Annotated in this window: 16 protein-coding genes and 2 pseudogenes; 10 read left to right on the forward strand and 8 right to left on the reverse strand. The window is 71.9% G+C overall.

Annotated elements, in window-relative coordinates; translation table 11 throughout:
- From dut to DVW87_RS03945, 4 genes are all read left to right on the forward strand, one after another.
- Entirely contained in the window at positions 1-447 is a 447-nt protein-coding gene (gene dut, locus DVW87_RS03930; protein WP_114686417.1) for a dUTP diphosphatase, read from the forward strand.
- Positions 444-857: a hypothetical protein gene (locus tag DVW87_RS03935; protein ID WP_114686418.1), complete on the forward strand. Its 414-nt coding sequence runs from the start codon at positions 444-446 to the stop codon at positions 855-857. The genes dut and DVW87_RS03935 overlap by 4 nt, the downstream gene beginning before the upstream one ends.
- 10 nt (positions 858-867) lie before the next feature.
- Entirely contained in the window at positions 868-1,644 is a 777-nt protein-coding gene (locus DVW87_RS03940) for a HesA/MoeB/ThiF family protein (protein ID WP_114687055.1), read from the forward strand.
- 119 nt (positions 1,645-1,763) lie between these two features.
- Positions 1,764-2,183: a hypothetical protein gene (locus tag DVW87_RS03945; protein WP_114686419.1), complete on the forward strand. Its 420-nt coding sequence runs from the start codon at positions 1,764-1,766 to the stop codon at positions 2,181-2,183.
- Positions 2,184-2,269: 86 nt separating this feature from the next.
- On the opposite strand, the pseudogene DVW87_RS18260 reads toward DVW87_RS03945, so the two are convergent.
- The 3 genes and pseudogenes from DVW87_RS18260 to DVW87_RS03955 form a co-directional block, all read right to left on the reverse strand.
- Positions 2,270-2,593 (reverse strand): annotated as a pseudogene (locus DVW87_RS18260) (response regulator); the annotation flags it as partial.
- Positions 2,571-4,112, reverse strand: a pseudogene (locus DVW87_RS03950) (sensor histidine kinase); the annotation flags it as partial. The pseudogenes DVW87_RS03950 and DVW87_RS18260, both read right to left, overlap by 23 nt.
- 56 nt (positions 4,113-4,168) lie before the next feature.
- Positions 4,169-4,813, reverse strand: a complete 645-nt coding sequence (locus DVW87_RS03955; RefSeq protein ID WP_239017740.1) for a response regulator — start codon at positions 4,811-4,813, stop codon at positions 4,169-4,171.
- A gap of 141 nt (positions 4,814-4,954) precedes the next feature.
- On the opposite strand from DVW87_RS03955, the gene DVW87_RS03960 reads away from it, so the two are divergent.
- The 4 genes from DVW87_RS03960 to DVW87_RS03975 all read left to right on the forward strand — a co-directional run bounded on the left by DVW87_RS03960 (position 4,955) and on the right by DVW87_RS03975 (position 8,546).
- Complete coding sequence (locus tag DVW87_RS03960; protein ID WP_181814713.1) at positions 4,955-5,593, forward strand: response regulator; 639 nt, start codon at positions 4,955-4,957, stop codon at positions 5,591-5,593.
- The gene (locus DVW87_RS03965; protein ID WP_114686422.1) at positions 5,590-6,264 is read left to right on the forward strand and encodes a spermidine synthase; all 675 of its coding nucleotides are present in this window, start codon (positions 5,590-5,592) and stop codon (positions 6,262-6,264) included. The genes DVW87_RS03960 and DVW87_RS03965 overlap by 4 nt, the downstream gene beginning before the upstream one ends.
- An 81-nt stretch (positions 6,265-6,345) precedes the next feature.
- A complete protein-coding gene (locus DVW87_RS03970; protein WP_114686423.1) occupies positions 6,346-7,326 on the forward strand; it encodes an aspartate carbamoyltransferase catalytic subunit in 981 nt (326 codons plus the stop codon).
- On the forward strand, positions 7,323-8,546 hold the full coding sequence (locus DVW87_RS03975; RefSeq protein WP_114686424.1) for a dihydroorotase: 1,224 nt from the start codon (positions 7,323-7,325) through the stop codon (positions 8,544-8,546). Before DVW87_RS03970 ends, DVW87_RS03975 begins: the two co-directional genes overlap by 4 nt.
- 29 nt (positions 8,547-8,575) lie before the next feature.
- Here the strand turns inward: DVW87_RS03975 and DVW87_RS03980 are convergent, their stop codons facing one another.
- The 3 genes from DVW87_RS03980 to DVW87_RS03990 are packed head-to-tail and all read right to left on the reverse strand — an operon-like array spanning position 8,576 to position 11,171.
- Positions 8,576-9,898 (reverse strand): SPOR domain-containing protein, encoded by a 1,323-nt coding sequence (locus tag DVW87_RS03980; protein ID WP_114686425.1) that lies wholly within the window; start codon positions 9,896-9,898, stop codon positions 8,576-8,578.
- Positions 9,895-10,446, reverse strand: coding sequence for a hypothetical protein (locus tag DVW87_RS03985; protein ID WP_181814714.1), 552 nt, complete (start codon positions 10,444-10,446; stop codon positions 9,895-9,897). The genes DVW87_RS03980 and DVW87_RS03985 overlap by 4 nt, the downstream gene beginning before the upstream one ends.
- Before the next feature lie 11 nt (positions 10,447-10,457).
- Positions 10,458-11,171, reverse strand: coding sequence for a ParA family protein (locus DVW87_RS03990; RefSeq protein ID WP_114686427.1), 714 nt, complete (start codon positions 11,169-11,171; stop codon positions 10,458-10,460).
- A 174-nt stretch (positions 11,172-11,345) separates the two neighbouring features.
- Between DVW87_RS03990 and DVW87_RS03995 the strand changes: the two genes are divergently transcribed.
- Together DVW87_RS03995 and DVW87_RS04000 are read left to right on the forward strand one after the other, a co-directional pair.
- Positions 11,346-12,440 (forward strand): SPOR domain-containing protein, encoded by a 1,095-nt coding sequence (locus DVW87_RS03995; RefSeq protein WP_114686428.1) that lies wholly within the window; start codon positions 11,346-11,348, stop codon positions 12,438-12,440.
- 7 nt (positions 12,441-12,447) lie between these two features.
- On the forward strand, positions 12,448-13,317 hold the full coding sequence (locus DVW87_RS04000; protein WP_114686429.1) for a hypothetical protein: 870 nt from the start codon (positions 12,448-12,450) through the stop codon (positions 13,315-13,317).
- Positions 13,318-13,341: 24 nt separating this feature from the next.
- Here the strand turns inward: DVW87_RS04000 and DVW87_RS04005 are convergent, their stop codons facing one another.
- Complete coding sequence (locus DVW87_RS04005; RefSeq protein ID WP_114686430.1) at positions 13,342-14,166, reverse strand: oxygenase MpaB family protein; 825 nt, start codon at positions 14,164-14,166, stop codon at positions 13,342-13,344.
- Positions 14,163-15,317 carry an NADPH:quinone oxidoreductase family protein gene (locus DVW87_RS04010; RefSeq protein ID WP_338056361.1) on the reverse strand — a complete coding sequence of 385 codons (1,155 nt, stop codon included), beginning with the start codon at positions 15,315-15,317 and terminating at the stop codon, positions 14,163-14,165. The genes DVW87_RS04005 and DVW87_RS04010 overlap by 4 nt, the downstream gene beginning before the upstream one ends.
- Between the last annotated feature and the right edge of the window lie 3 nt (positions 15,318-15,320).

Genomic DNA, 15,320 nt, shown 5'->3' on the forward strand with positions numbered 1-15,320 from the left:
ATGAGCGAAACGCTGCCGATCGCGATCAAGCGACTGCCGCACGGCGCCGGCCTGCCGCTGCCTGTTTATGCCACCTCCGGCGCCGCCGGGCTCGACGTGGTGGCGGCGGAGGACGTGGATCTCGCGCCCGGTGCCCGCCATGCCGTGGCGACCGGATTTGCGCTGGGCATACCCGCCGGCTTCGAGGTGCAGGTGCGCCCACGCTCCGGTCTGGCGCTGAAGCATGGCGTCACCTGCCTCAACACGCCGGGCACGATCGACAGCGACTATCGCGGCGAGGTGAAGGTGATCCTCGCCAATCTGGGCGACCGGTCCTTCCCGGTGCGCCGCGGGGAGCGGATCGCCCAGCTGGTGCCGGCGCGGGTACAGCCTGCGCGCATGGTCGAGGTTTCCGAGCTCGACGACACGGCCCGCGGCATCGGCGGCTTCGGATCGACGGGACGATGACCGCCCTTCTGCTCGCCTCCGTTCTTGCCCTGCAAGCCACGCCCGGCCCTGCGCCGGCCCCGGTTGCCGGCGACGTGCCGACCGACTGGGGCGCGCTGGCCGAGCTGCCCTATGTCAACGTGCCGCGCCTTCGCGGCAGCTATGTCCGCTTCGTGGTGGAGGAAGTGCGCAGCGGCCGATGCGACATCGCGCCGGATGCCGACGGCACCTTTCGCGTGCGCGTGCCGCTGGTGGTGCAGTTGAGCGCCACCGGCACGGTGAAGCGGATGGTGCCCGCCGCCATCGGCTGCCCCACGGTGGAGCAATATACGGTGGGGCTGGTGCAGAACCTCACCCGCGGCAACGTCCGCCTGGCATCGATGCAGGGCGATGGCTGGTATCGCACGGCGATGAACTTCACGTGGAAATAACGCTCCGGTGATCGCGCTCACCGACGAGGAGCTCGATCGCTACGCCCGCCACCTGGTGCTGCGGGAGATCGGCGGGCGGGGACAGCGGCGGCTCAAGGCGGCGCGCGTCGCGGTGATCGGCGCCGGCGGGATCGGCGCGCCGGTGATCCAGTATCTCGCCGCCGCCGGCCTCGGCACCTTGCGCCTGATCGACGACGACCGGGTGGAACTCTCCAACCTTCAGCGCCAGATCGTGTTCGGCGATGCGGACCTCGGCGCGCCCAAGGTCGAGGCAGCGGCCCGTGCCGCGTCGCGGATCAACCCGCTCGTCCAGGTGGAAGCCCGCCAGGCGCGCATCGTCGGCGCCGCGGGTGCGGCCGAACTGATTGCCGGCATGGACGTGGTGATCGACGGCACCGACAATTTCGCCACCCGCCTTGCCGTCGCCGACGCGGCGCTTGCCGCGCGCATCCCGCTGGTGTCGGCCGCGGTGAACCAGTTCGAAGGGCAATTGGGCGTTTTCCGCGGCTGGGAACCGGACCGCCCCTGCTACCGGTGCTTCGTCGGCGACGCGCCCGGCCGTGAAGAGGACACCTGCGCCGAACAGGGGGTGCTGGGCGCGATGACCGGCGTCCTGGGAACGCTGGCCGCGCTGGAGGTCATCCGCTGCATTGTCCCGTTCGGGGACGACAGCGCCGGCAAGCTGCTGCTCGCCGATGCGCTTTCCCTGCGCTTCCGCACTCTGTCGCTGCCCAAGGATCCGGGCTGCCGGTGGTGCGCCGGCATCGGACCGGCGCAGATCCGCTAAACCACGTCATTGGGCTATGTTAATTCCGGCATTCGTCCCATGATGTGAAACGAATCGGAGGGAGCAGCGCTGGCGTGGGTCGCGGAGCCGCGCGCAACGCCACCGGTCGGAGAGCGTGCTTGACCTATACCGAGCTAGTCGCGGGCCACGCCGCCATCAAGGCATCGGCGCGGAAGCTGCGGAACTGCGTCGCGTCGCGCCATCCGCGGGCGAAGGCCGCCGCGGCACTGCTGCAGGAACTCGCACTTCTGCTGCTAGAGCATATCGACGGGGAAGCGCCCCTGTTCCGCAGCACGCGGGAGGCCGCCGCCGGCGATCGACATGCCGAGCTGGCCGCCCGATTCGAGCGCGAGTTCCAGTTGCTGCGCGAAAGCTGGTCCGCCTGCCTGTCTCGCTGGACCGGGGACCGGATCGCCGCCGATTGGTCCGGTTTCGCCGCGGAAAGCCGCGCGATGCTCGCCACCCTCGAGGAGCGGCTCGAATGTGAAGCCAGCGTGCTCTACTCGCTTGCCCTGCATTACCGCGTGATCGCGCCCTGATCCGCCCCCGCCGACAGCAGCGCGCGCACGTCCTCGGCCAGGGTCAGCGGATCGAACGGCTTAACGATCACGCCCACCGCTCCGCCGGCCTTGTAGGCCGCCACGTCGCCCGGGCGGGAACGCGCGGTGACGAAGATCACCGGCAGGGTCGCCGTGTTCGCCGAATGGCGCAGGCTGGCCAGCAATGTCGGGCCGTCGACCCCGGGCATCATCACGTCCAGCATTGCCACGTCCGGCCGCCACCCGCCCTCGAGAATCTCCAGCGCCTCGGCCGCGGTGGCGGCGCAGCGCAGGGTGATCGCCGGGTCGCGGGCAAAGGCCAGGTCGACGATGAACCGGATGTCCGCGTCGTCGTCCACATACAAGACCGAAAGCGGCGAGCCCCAGGCCGGTGCCCGCGGATCCATCATGCGGAAAGGCACGCTCGAACCGTCCGAAGATGCGCTGGCGGAACTGGAACGGCACGCCCGGCCCCCGATCCTCCACCCGCACGACCGCCCGCCCGCGACCATCGGCAACAAGGTCGATCCGCACCGGCGCGCCCGCAGGCGAGACGCGGATCGCGTTGGAGACGAGATTGCCCACCACCTGCACCAGCCGGCCCTCGTCGCCGTGCACGGGAACCGGCTCGTCCGGAACCTCGCAGATCAGCTCCAGGCCGCTGCCGCGTGCCAGCCCCTCGCTGCCGGTGCAGGCCTGTTCCACCACATGGCGCAGGTCAATCAACCCGCGGTCGAAGGTGAGACAGCCGGACTCCACCCGCTCGATGTCCAGCATGTCGTTGATAAGGCGGATCAGCCGGCGGGAGTTGCTGTCCGCGATCTCCACCAGCCGCGCGGCGCCCGGCGGCAGGGTCCCGGCGGCGCCCGCCCGCAACAGGCCCAGCGATCCGACAACGGAGGTCAGCGGGGTGCGCAACTCGTGGCTGACGGTGGAGATCAGCTCATCCTTGGCGTTCTCCACCCGCTTGCGTTCGGTGATGTCGCGCAGGGACACGATCAGATGATCGCCGCCCGGCAGCCGCATGACGCCCAGCGCGACGTCGACGGGGATGACCTGCCCGTCCCGCTGTCGCGCCGGCCGGTCCGAGAGATAGCTGCGGCCGAGTTCGCCGTTCCTCAGCCCGACCCGCTGGTCGAAGCTGCCCTCCCCCGGCGCGATGTTCACGATCGTGTTGATGTCGCGGCCGCGCATCTCCACCGTCCGGTAGCCCAGCATCGTGCAGGCCGCCGCGTTCATCGTCTCGATCGAGCCCGCGGGGCTGACGATCAGGATCGCGTCGATTGTGCTGTCGAGAATGGTGGTGTGGCGCGCCGCCGCCTCCACATCGGCCACCTGCCGCGCATGGCGAAGGCGGCGGCGTTGCCACAGCATGTAGAGGGCGCCGAACAGCAGCATGGTTCCGGCCCCCGCCAGCAGCGTGCTGCGATACAGCCGATTGCGCCTCGTTGACGCATCCCGGCGGCGGTCTTCGTTGCCCTTGGTTTCGCGCCCCATCGCCTCGTTAATGGTGCGCCACAGGCGGTTCATCACCTGTCGCCCGCGCCGGTCCGCGACGATCGCGACCGCCTGTGCATGGCGCCCCGCCTGCGCCAGGGCCACCGCACGGTCGAGAATGTCGATGCGCATCGCCACCAGTCCCGCAATCTGCGGCGCGCTCGCAAAGGGCTTGGCGGGCGAGGCGAGACACTGAGCGATGCTCTTGCGCGTCGCGCGATACGCCCGGAGAAAGGAGGGGTCACCCGTCAGCAGATAACCGCGCTGCGCCGATTCGGCATCGCGCAGGATGGAAAGCAGGTCCGCCTGCTGCTCGCGGCGGGCAAAGGAGCGTTCGGCCGCCGCGCGCAACGCTTCGGATCGCTGGAGGTGGTTGCGCTGCACCACCAGGGTGGTGACCAGCGCCATCGTGACCAGCACCGCCACCGCCATGTACGGCCAGGCGCGCGGCCCGCGCACCTGCCATGCCGACCAGCGCTCGCCCGCCGTCACACCGCCATTCCCGGACGCTCCGCACCGAACAGGGGTTGCACCGCCAGCAGCGCCTGCGTGCGATTGGACACGCCGAGCTTGCGAAACACAGCGGTAAGATGCGCCTTCACCGTCGCTTCGGTGATCGACAGGTCGCGGGCGACCTCCTTGTTGGACCGGCCATCGGCGAGCGCCAGCAGCACGTCGCGCTGCGCCGGGGTGAGATCGGCGATCTTCGCCCGCGCCGCCGCAATGCCGGGGCTTACATTGGTGGCCACCGGAAAATACGTACCGCCCAGGATCAGCCGGCGGAACACGGCGGCAATCTCGTCCAGCGGCAGGCTCTTGTAGACGAACCCGGCCGCGCCCAGCGCGCGCGCCGCCTCGACCAGGGAGGCGTCCTCGCGCGCCGTTACCATCACGATCGGGATGGAGGCGTCGCGATGCTGGAGCTTCAGCAGCCCCGAATAGCCGTGCGCATCCGGCAATTGGAAATCCAGCACGATCAGCCGAAAGGGCGGGCGGCTGTTCATCGCCGCCGCGGCGTCCGCGATGGACCCCACCCCCACCACCGTCGCCCCCGGCAGCGCCGCGCGCGCGGCCAGAGCGATCCCCTCGCGGGTAAGCGGATGGTCATCTGCGACAAGGATGCGCCCTGCCACGTCAATAACCCCTGTTTTCTCGGCCCTGTGTGGCCGGCTATATGCTCTGCCGTAGGAGACAAAACTATTCTCCCGGTGTTAATGATCCATGCGTAATAGGGCCGATCTGGCGCAATGTTGAATTTACCACCCCGGCCGCGCGTGCTGATCGTCGATGACGAGCCGCTGCAGCGCTGCTTTGCGCAGCGCGTGCTCGCCGCCGCGGGGTGGCAGGCGGAGGCCGTGGCCGAGGGCGCGGCCGCGGTCGCCGCCCTGGACGAGCCGGCGGCGCTCGTGCTGCTCGACCTGCACATGGCCGGAATGGATGGCGCGGCCACCCTTGCGGCGATGCGCGCCGCCTCCCGCAACGCCGCGGTTCCGGTGATCGCCTTCACCGCGACCCGGCTTGAGGACGTGGCGCCCCTGCTGGCGCGGGGGTTCGACGATTACCTCGCCAAGCCCTGCACCGCGGCCGAACTGCTGGCCTGCGCCGAACGGTGGCGCCCGCGCGCGCAAGGGGTGGAGGCAGACTGGCTCCAGCGCGTCTTCGGGCGGGCGGAGATCGACGCGCTGCTGGCGCGCTTCCGCGATCTGCTGGTCGAAGGGCTGGCGGCGACCGCCTCCGGCGAGGCGGTCGGCCTTGCGCATCGCGTGGCGGGCATCGCGGGCACGCTGGGCTTCACCACGCTGGGCCGTGCCTGGCTGGACCATTCGGAAGGGCGCGGCGAGCGGTTCGGCCTGCGCCGCGACACCCGGCTGGCGATCGGGGCCATCGACCGTCTCCTGGGGACGGGCGCATGATCCCGCGCGAACGCATCGCCGTCGCGCGCGTGCCGGGCGCGGAGGGCGGGGAGCTGCGCCTGTATCGCCGCGGCGGCGAGCACATGATCCTGCTCGGCGGCAACGAGTTGATGACCACGCGGTCCAGCGGATCGGAGGAGGCGCTGGCGACGATGACGGTCGCCCGCCTCGCCGCGCCCGCGCCCCGGCTGCTGATCGGCGGCTATGGCATGGGCTTCACCCTGCGCGCGGCACTGGCGGTGCTGCCGGCGCAAGCCGCGGTCACCGTCGTCGAGCTGGTGCCGGAGATCCTCGACTGGGCGCGCGGGCCGATGGCCGAGCTGACCGGGGAGGCGCTGGACGATCCGCGCGTCCGGCTGGTCGTCGGCGATGTCGGCGCCGCGATCGCCGCCGCGCGGCAGGATTTCGACGCGATCCTGCTGGACGTGGACAACGGCCCGGACGGCCTCACCCGCGCGGCCAATGACGGGCTCTACTCCGCCGCCGGCCTTGCCGCCGCGCGCGGCGCGCTCGCGCCCGGAGGCGTGCTGGCGGTCTGGTCCGCAGCGCCCGACCCGCGCTTCACCCGGCGGCTCGCCCAGGCCGGCTTCGTCGTGGAGGAAGCCCCGGTGCGCGCGCGGGGCGGCGCCAGGGGCCTGCGCCACCATCTCTGGTTCGCGCAGCGCCCCTGAAGGGGGCAAGCGCGCGGTGGACGATGCGGGCGATTGGCGCTACCCGCCCTCCCATCCTCCTCCTGCCATGCGGACCCGCCGATGCCCCAGCCCGCCGCGGCCCCTTCTTCCGGCCGCCTCCATTTCCCGCACCGGCACCTCACCGGCATCGAGGGGCTGCAGCCGCACGAGATCACCTTTCTCCTCGACGAGGCGGAAGGCTGGATCGAGCTGAACCGCCGCCGCGCCGAACCGGACAAGCGGCTCGCCGGCCTTACCCAGATCAACGCCTTTTTCGAGAATTCCACCCGCACGCTGCTCAGCTTCGAGATCGCCGGCAAGCGGCTCGGCGCCGACGTGGTCAACATGCATGTCGGGCAAAGCTCGGTGAAGAAGGGTGAAACGCTGATCGACACCGCCATCACGCTTAACGCCATGCGCGCGGACGTGATCGTCATTCGCCACCAGTCGTCGGGCGCGGTGCGGCTGATCGCCGACAAGGTGGACTGCCCCGTGCTCAACGCCGGCGACGGCAGCCACGAACATCCGACGCAGGCGCTGCTCGATGCGCTGACCATCCGCCGCCGCAAGGGCTCGGTCGCCGGCCAGCGCGTGGTGATCTGCGGCGACATCCTGCACAGCCGCGTTGCCCGCTCCAACATCCTGGCGCTCACCGCGCTGGCGGCGGACGTCCGCGTCTGCGCGCCCTCCACGCTGATGCCCGCGGCGATCGAGCGCATGTTCGTGACGCCGTTCACCGATTTCGACGCGGCACTGGAAGGAGCGGACGTGGTGATGATGCTGCGCGTGCAGAACGAGCGGATGTCGGGCGGCTTTCTCCCTTCCAACCGCGAGTTCGCCGCGCGCTATGGCCTGACGGAGGAGCGGCTGAAGCGCGCCGCGCCCGATGCGCTGGTCATGCATCCCGGCCCGATGAACCGCGGGGTGGAGATCACCTCCGCCGTTGCCGACGACAAGACGCGCTCCGCCATCACCGAGCAGGTGGAGACGGGCGTGGCGGTGCGCATGGCCTGCCTGGACGTGCTGACAAGGTCGGCGCGCGGCGTGGAGGGCTGGGCATGAGGCCGCTCGCCTTTCTCAACGCCCGGCTCGTCTGCCCGGCCGGTGGCGAGCGCGAGGGCGCGCTGCTGGTGGTGGACGAGGCGATCGCCGCGACGGGCACGATCGACATCCCGTCGCATGCGGAGGTGATCGACTGCAACGGCGCGCATCTCGCCCCCGCGATCGTCGACCTCGGCGTGCGCGCGATCGACCTGCCCGCCTTTCATGCCGGCGGCATCGTCCGCGTCGGCCTGATGCCGGACCAGTCGCCGGTGCTGGACGAGCCCGGCGCGGTGCAGCGCGCCGCGCTGATCGGCCGGCCCGACCTGTGGATCCATCCCATCGCCGCCGCCACCCGCGCGCTGGCCGGGGTGGAGCTGGGCGAAATGGCGCTGACCCACGCGGCGGGCGCGCGCGCGGTCGGCACCGGTGCGCGCTGGATCGCCGATTCGGGCGTGATGCGGCGCGTGCTGGCCTATGCCGCCGACCTTGGCCTGCCGGTGATCGCCCATGCCGAGGATGGCGGCCTGACCGGCAACGCCGTCGCCACCGCCGGCGAGACGGCGACGCGCATGGGCCTGCCTTCCGCACCCTCGCTGGCCGAGCCGCTGGCGATCGCCCGCGACCTCCTGCTGGCGGAGGAAACCGGCGCCCGGCTTCACCTGCGCGAGGTGACCACCGCCGCGGGGTTCAAGCTGGTGCGCGCCGCCAAGCGCCGCGGCGTGGCCGTTACCTGCGGCATCACCCCGGCGCACCTCCTCCTGTCCGACATCGCGATGAGCGACTTCCGCACCTTCCTGCGCCTGTCCCCTCCCCTGCGCGACGAAAGCGATCGGCAGGCGGCGCTGGCCGCGCTGGCGGACGGGACGATCGACGTGCTGTGTTCCGGCCACGACCCGCGCGGTCCGGAGGAGAAGCGCCTGCCGTTCGCGGATGCGACACCCGGCATGGCGGGGGCGGAAACGCTGCTCGCCCTGAGCCTGGGGCTGGTGCGCGACGAGCGGCTGTCGCTGGACCGCTTGTTCGCGCTGCTCGCGGCCAATCCTGCGCGTCTGTTGGGCGTGGAGACGGGCACGCTGGAAGTGGGCCGGCCGGCCGACCTCCTGGTCTTCGACCGCGACGCCCCGTGGCAGATCGACGGCGACCGCTTCCGCGCCAGGGCCGGCAACACGCCGTTCGACGGGCTGCCGGTGCAGGGCAAGGTGGTTCAGCTGTTCAAGGGCGGCCGGGCGCTGGCCTGACCGCTAAAGGACGGCTCGGGTCCGCCGCCTCAGCGCGAGGCGACCTGCATGCCCGCCTTCAGCCACGCCGCCATCTGGTCGCCGGCGCCGATGCGCACGAAGCACTTGCCGCCCTTGGCGCGCCACGACGCGCACAGCCGCGTCGCCTCGCCCCGGGGGAACCCGCCCACCGACAGCCGGTAGAAACTGCCCCCCTTCACCGACGCGTTCACGCCCTGCGGCTGATAGGCGGCGAACAGCGGCGCCCGGCTGCGAATGGCGGCCCACCGGTCGCGGGCCACCGACGCGCTCTGGAAGGCGCCGAGCTGCACGTAATAATTGCCCCGTGCCGGCGCGTCGGTCGCCACGGTGGCCAGCGACGGAGCGCTTGCCAGCCGCGCCTTGTAGGGCGCGCGGGCGACCAGCACCGGCGCGCTGCGCGCTGGCAGCGCCTGCAGCACTTCGCGCGGCGCGGCAAAGCGGATCGCCACGGCGGCGGCGTTCAGCTCCGCCGGCGCGGCGGCGACCTCCACCGGCTTGCCCGGCAGCGCGGGCGCCGGCACGGCGATCTCCACCACCGCCTTGCCCGCGGACTGGCCGGGCATGAACGCCTCCACCGGCGCCGCCTCCGCCACGCCCACCGGCGCGTTGAGCGCCAGCGCCACCGGCATGCCGGCATCCATCACCGGCTGCACGCCCAGCAGGCTTGCCACCTGGTCGGACGCGGATTTCGGCTTGGCGAACTGCGCCCAGTGCATGATGCGCTTGTCCGCCTCCAGGGGCGGCAGGTCGACCGAAACCATCGTCTTGGCCATCTGCCACTGGCCGGCGAGCGCCAGCGCCAGCGCGAAATTCTGCCGCGTCTTGGCATCGGCATCCGGCGCACGCACCGCGGCGCCCAGGATCTCCACGGCAGCGCTCGGGTCGCCGGCCAGCGCGATGGCAAGGCCGCGGTCGCTCGGCGCGATCGTCCGGGCATTGGCGTCCAGCGTCTCGCGCGCCGCGCTCCACTGCCCCTCGGCGATCTGCGCCAGCGCGAGGTTCAGCGCCGCGCGACCGTCCTGCGGGTCCAGCGTCAGCGCATCGGCAAAGGCGGAATGCGCGGAGGTGAAGCGGCCCGCCTTCATGTAGCTGAGGCCCAGCAGCGTGCGATAGCTCGCCACCTGCGGCGCGAAGCGCACCGCGGCCTCGGCATGCGCCACCGCCTCTTCGGCGCGCGCCTTGTCGAGCAGCTTGCCCGCGCGGCCCGCTTCCTGGCGCGCGGCCTTCAGCGTCTTGGCGTCCCCGTGATCGGCGGCGGTGACACCGGCAGCGGCGATCCCGCCGAGAACGAGCGCCGAGGCACCCAGGGCAATGGCGGCACGAAGGGTCATCGAGTCTCTCCCGAGGACTTGCCCGGTTCGGCACATTGGCGTGCAAGCTCCTCGATCTCGGGCAAGGTGGCGAGGAACTGGTCCAGCGCCTCGGTGACGAGAAGCTGGGCGGAACGGTTGCGGGTCGCGCTGGCCAGCCGCAGGCGCAGGTGGCGCTCGGCATCCAGGCGCAGGGTGAACGCGGCCTTGGCACCGCGCGTCACGGGCGCACGGGCGATCCGCGGCCTGGCCGGCTCGGCGGTGTTTGCGGCCGCAGGCTCCGGCTCCGGCTCGGCGACCGCCGCGGAGGGAGCGAACTCGTGTTCCAGCGCCTCGCGCTGGCGCAGCACCGGCGGCACCGGCGCTTCCGCCGGCAGCTCGGCTGCGGGCGCGGGCGTCGGCTCCGACGCGGACGCATCGCCCATGTCGTTCCAGCCGAGATCGTCGAGCGCTTCGCCAGGTCCGCCGAACCCGCCGAACCCTTGCGGGCGCATGGCGGGGCGGGCCTGCCCCTTGCGGGCGAGCAAACCCGAGGAAAGCGAGGCGAGTGGCTTTGGCTGTCCGAACATCGCCACCCTCCTCAGCTCACCACGCGGCGGCCGAAGCCGCCCGAGGCGTTGCGCGGCGCCCCGAAGCTCGCCGCGCTGGGCGCGGAGAACACGGTGCGGCGGAAATTCTTCTCCAGCCGGTCGGAGATGTACGACCACAAGGCCTGCACCTCGCCGGCGGAGCGGCTCTTGGGGTCCACTTCCATCACCGTGCGCCCGTCGATCATGGAGGCGGCGAAATCGGTGCGGTGGTGAAGGGTGACCGGCGCCACCGTGCCGTGCTGCGACAGCGCCACCGCGGCTTCGGACGTGATCTTCGCCTTCGGCGTCGCGCCGTTCACCACGAACAGCAAGGGCTTGCCCGCCCGCTCGCACAGGTCAACGGTGGCGCCCACCGCGCGCAGGTCGTGCGGGCTGGGGCGGGTCGGGATCACGATCAGCTCGGCGACCGCGATCACGCTCTGGATCGCCATGGTGATGGCCGGCGGCGTGTCGATCATCGCCAGCTTGAAGCCCTGCTGGCGCAGCACCTCCAGGTCGGCGGCGAGCCGCGCCACGGTGGTCTGCGCGAACGCCGGATACTCGGTCTGCCGCTCGTTCCACCAATCGGACAGCGATCCCTGCGGATCGATGTCGATCAGCACCACCGGGCCGGCGCCGGCCAGCTGTGCCTGGGTGGCGAGATGGCCGGACAGGGTGGTCTTGCCCGATCCGCCTTTCTGTGATGCCATGGCGAGAACGCGCATGAATGCCCCTGATTTGCCCCGTCTACGCTGCCGAAGTGACACGGGAGGCATCAAGAAGAGGTTAACGGAGCTCCGCGGGCCGGCGAAACGGGTCGCTGGTGAAGGAAATCTTTGCCATGTCGGCCCGTCGCTGCATTATGGCGGCGAACGGCAAGAAACAGCGGGATCAGGATCATGCGGGCGGGAACCATCATTGCGGCAGCGGCGCTGCTCGCGTCGGCCGGGCCGGCGCTGGCCGACACCAAGGCGGGCGTCGAGGCGTGGCAGCGCGGCGACTATCGCACCGCCGTCAACGAATGGCGCGCCGCCGCCAGGGCGAACGACGCCGACGCGCAGTTCAATCTCGGCCAGGCCTACAAGCTCGGCCGCGGCGTGCCCGTGGACCTGCCGGTCGCGGAAAGCTGGTACCAGAAGGCCGCCGCGCAGGGCCATCCCGATGCCGAGACCAATTACGGCCTGATCCTGTTCCAGAACGGCAAGCGCGACCAGGCGCGGCCGTGGCTGGAAAAGGCGGTCGCCCGCGGCGAGCCGCGCGCGCAGCTGGTGCTCGGCACCATGCTCTACAATGGCGACGGCGTGCCCCGCGACTGGCCCCGCGCTTATGCGCTGATGGTCCGCGCGTCCGGCTCCGGCATGGAACAGGCGACGCAGGTGCGCGCGCAGATGGACCAGTATATCCCGGAGGATCAGCGCCGCGCCGGCCTCGATCTCGCCCGCCAGTACGAGGCGCAGGCGCAGCGCCCGGCGCTGCCGCCGGTCGCGATGGCACAGAACGTCCCTCCGCCGCCATCCCGCCCGATCCGCGGCCAGCCGGTGCCCCCTTCGGCCGCCGTGGACGAGGGCGTGACCGCCGCCCCCCGTCCGATCCCGGCACCCGCGAGGGACGGCCGCGGCGCCGTCTCGCGCCCCGCCCCCGGCGTGTACGGCAGCGGCCAGGTGCCGCCGCCGGCGGAGCCGAGCCGTCCGGTCGTCACCACCCGCCCCGCGCCGCGCGCGCCCGCTCCCGCGCCGGCCCCGGTGCCCGTCCGCGGCAAGGGCTGGCGCGTGCAGTTCGGCGCGTTTCGCGACGAAGCAAACGCTAAGGCGCTGTGGGAACAGCTCAAGGCCGGCGTTCCCGCGCTGGCCGGCGCGCAGCCGTTCCTGGTCCATGCCGGCAGCCTCACCCGGCTCCAGGCCGGACCCTTCGCCTCCTCCGCGGCGGTGGCCAAGGTCTGTGCGGGCGTGAAGGCGGGTGTTCCGGGCACTCCTTGCGTGCCGGTTGCGCCGTAGGCGCCGCATGCGCGCCGGTCGGCCTTCCGGTTGGCTGCCCGCTCTGGCGGTGCTCCTCGCGGTTCAGCCCGCCACCGCGCCTGCGCAACAGGAGGCGCCCAAGAAGGACATCGTCGTCCGCGCGCCGGACGGGCGCACCGCGCAGGAGGCTCGGCGCTTCGTGCGGCAGGTGGCAACCGCGCGGGAGGGGCAGCTTTCCCGCTTTGCCGCGCCGGTCTGCCCGCTTGTCGTCGGGCTGGCGCCCCCGTCCAATGCTGCGATCGAGAACCGTATCCGGCAAGTCGCGGCGGAGGCGTCGGTCAAGCAGGGCAAGCCGCAATGCGCCGCCAATCTCCTGCTGGTGGTCGCGCAGGATGCCGACGCCTTCGTGACGGCCACCCGCCGCCGCCTGCCGGGCATCTTCAACGATCTTCCCGCTGCGGAACTCAGCCGCGCCCTGAAGAGCGGTCCGGTTCACGCCTGGAACAGCGTGGAGGTGCAGAACGAGGACGGCGAGCGGATCAGCGGAGCGACCGACGAGGGCGTGAAGATCCTGGTGGTGCGGCGCGCTTCCCGCATGTTCGAAACCACGCAGCAGGTGGTCTGGCGTTCCGTTCTGGTCATCAACGCGCAGGCGCTTGCCGGAAAGACACTGACCCAGCTCGCGGATTATGCCGCCATGCGGACCCTGGCGGGCGCCCGACCGCCCGAAAGGCCGGGCGGCCCGGATACGATCCTCACCTTGTTCGACGACGGGCCGCCGCCGCCGGCGCAGATGACCGATGTCGACAGAGGCTTTCTGCGCGGGCTCTACCGGACCCGGCCGAACGGCAGGGCGATCACCGAAACGCACACCATCGTCCGCTCGATCGTCAAGCAGACGCAGGTGCCGCAATAGGCCGCTCCCGCCAGCACCATTGCCCTACCCGCTCAGCGCCCACCTGAGCACCCGCCCCACCCCCAGCGCGCCCAGCCGCACCACCGGGCGGCCCGGCAGCGGCACGTCCAGCCGGTGCATGGCGCGCGCCCAGGCGGGCAGCATGTCCACGCCGGCCTGCAGCATCAGCGTGGTCGCCGGCGCCAGCGCGGCATAGGGCGCGCGTTGCCGCAGCACCGCTTCCTGCACCGCCTTTGTCCGCGCGTCGAAGCGCAAGGCGGGGCGCATGGCCGCAAGGTAGCGCTCCGCGGCATGGCGGCTGCGCGGCACGTCCGGCGCGCCCAGTTTCGCCGCCACCAGCGCCATCTCCTCGAAATAGTGGTCCTGCCGCGCCCGCGGCATCAGCGCGTCCTTGTAGCGCAGATGCGCGCGCAGGAAGCTGTCCGCCTCCGCCACGTGCACCCATTCGAGCAGGTCCGGATCGCTCGCCGAATAGGGCGTGCCGTCGGGCAGCATGCCGGTGACGCGATCGTGCACCGCGCGCACGCGGGCGATCATGGACTCCGCCGCCGCGGTCGAGCCGAAGGTCGTCACGCTGAGGAACTGCGCCGTGCGCTTCAGCCGGCCGGACATGTCGCCGCTCACGTCCGAATGGTCCCACACGCCCGCCAGCGCGCCGGGATGCAGCATCTGGAGCAGCAGCGCGGAAATGCCGCCGATCATCATGGCGGTGAAGTCGCCATGCACTTCCCACGCCGCCGAGCCCGGGCCGAACAGCCCGTCGTCGCCGGGCGGGCGCGTCAGGTCGATCTCGCCCGAACCCACCCAGCCGCGCACCTGCCCGGCAATGGCGCCCCGCAGGTCGCTCACGGCAGCAGCACCAGCTTGCCGCGGTGGCGGCTGCCTTGCAGGCTCTCGAACGCCTCGCGCCACCGCGCCAGCGGCAGGGCGGCATCGACGTGCGGGCGCAGCAGCCCGCGCGCCGCCATGTCCCATATCGCTTTCTCGTTCTCGGCACCCCGCTCCGGATAGCGGCGTGCATATTCGCCGGCGCGCACGCCGATCACGGAAAAGCCTTTGATGAGCGGAATGTTGCTCGGCACGGTCGCGATCCGCCCAGAAGTGAACCCGGTCACCAACAATCGACCGCCGAAAGCGATGCAGCGCGTGCTCTCGTCGAAAACGTCGCCGCCCACCGGATCGACCACCACGTCCGCGCCGCCCCCGGTCAGTTCCTTCACCGCCGCGCGAAAGCCGGTCGCGGGCAGCACCGGCACCGCGAACCGCTCCGCGATCCACGCCCGCTTTTCCGCCGATCGCGACGTGGCGATCGCCCGCGCGCCCAGCACCTGCGCCAGGTCCAGCGCGGCGAGCCCCACCCCGCCGCTCGCGCCATGCACCAGCACCCACTCGCCCGGCTGCACCCGCGCCAGCCGCACCAGCGCGACATAGGCGGTGAGGTAAACCGCGCCGATGCTCGCGGCGGTGGCGAAATCCAGCGCCTCCGGCAGCGCCCGCACCCGCGCGGCGTCCACCGCCACCTGCTCCGCCAGCCCGCCGGTGCGCGTCGCCGCCACCACCCGGTCGCCGGGCGCAAAGCCGGTCCCGGCCGCCGCCTCGATCACCTCGCCCGCCACTTCCATGCCCGGCACGAAGGGCAGCGGCGGCTTCAGCTGATAGGCCCCGCGCGTCATCAGCAGGTCGGGATAGTTGAGCGACGCCGCGCGCACCCGCACCAGCACCTGTTCCGGCCCGCGAACCGGTGCGGCAACGGTCGCCGGCGCGGTGCCGGAAAGATCGTCCGACAGCGCCGAGACGACCAGCGCGCGCATCTCTCCGCGGTCACGCCCCGTCAACCGGTCGAGCACCGCGACGATCTGCCGGTGTTGCTCGCTCCCGGTCTCGGCCGTCCAGCGGCCGTGGTGCTCGTGCCAGTCGAACCCCTCGGCCCGCAACGCGGCGCGCAGCCGCTTGGGGTCAACGCCGCGCTCCCGCGCCAGGTCGGCGGCGGCGACCTCCACCGG

The organism is Sphingomonas aracearum (genome assembly GCF_003345355.1).
Lineage (GTDB): Bacteria > Pseudomonadota > Alphaproteobacteria > Sphingomonadales > Sphingomonadaceae > Sphingomonas > Sphingomonas aracearum.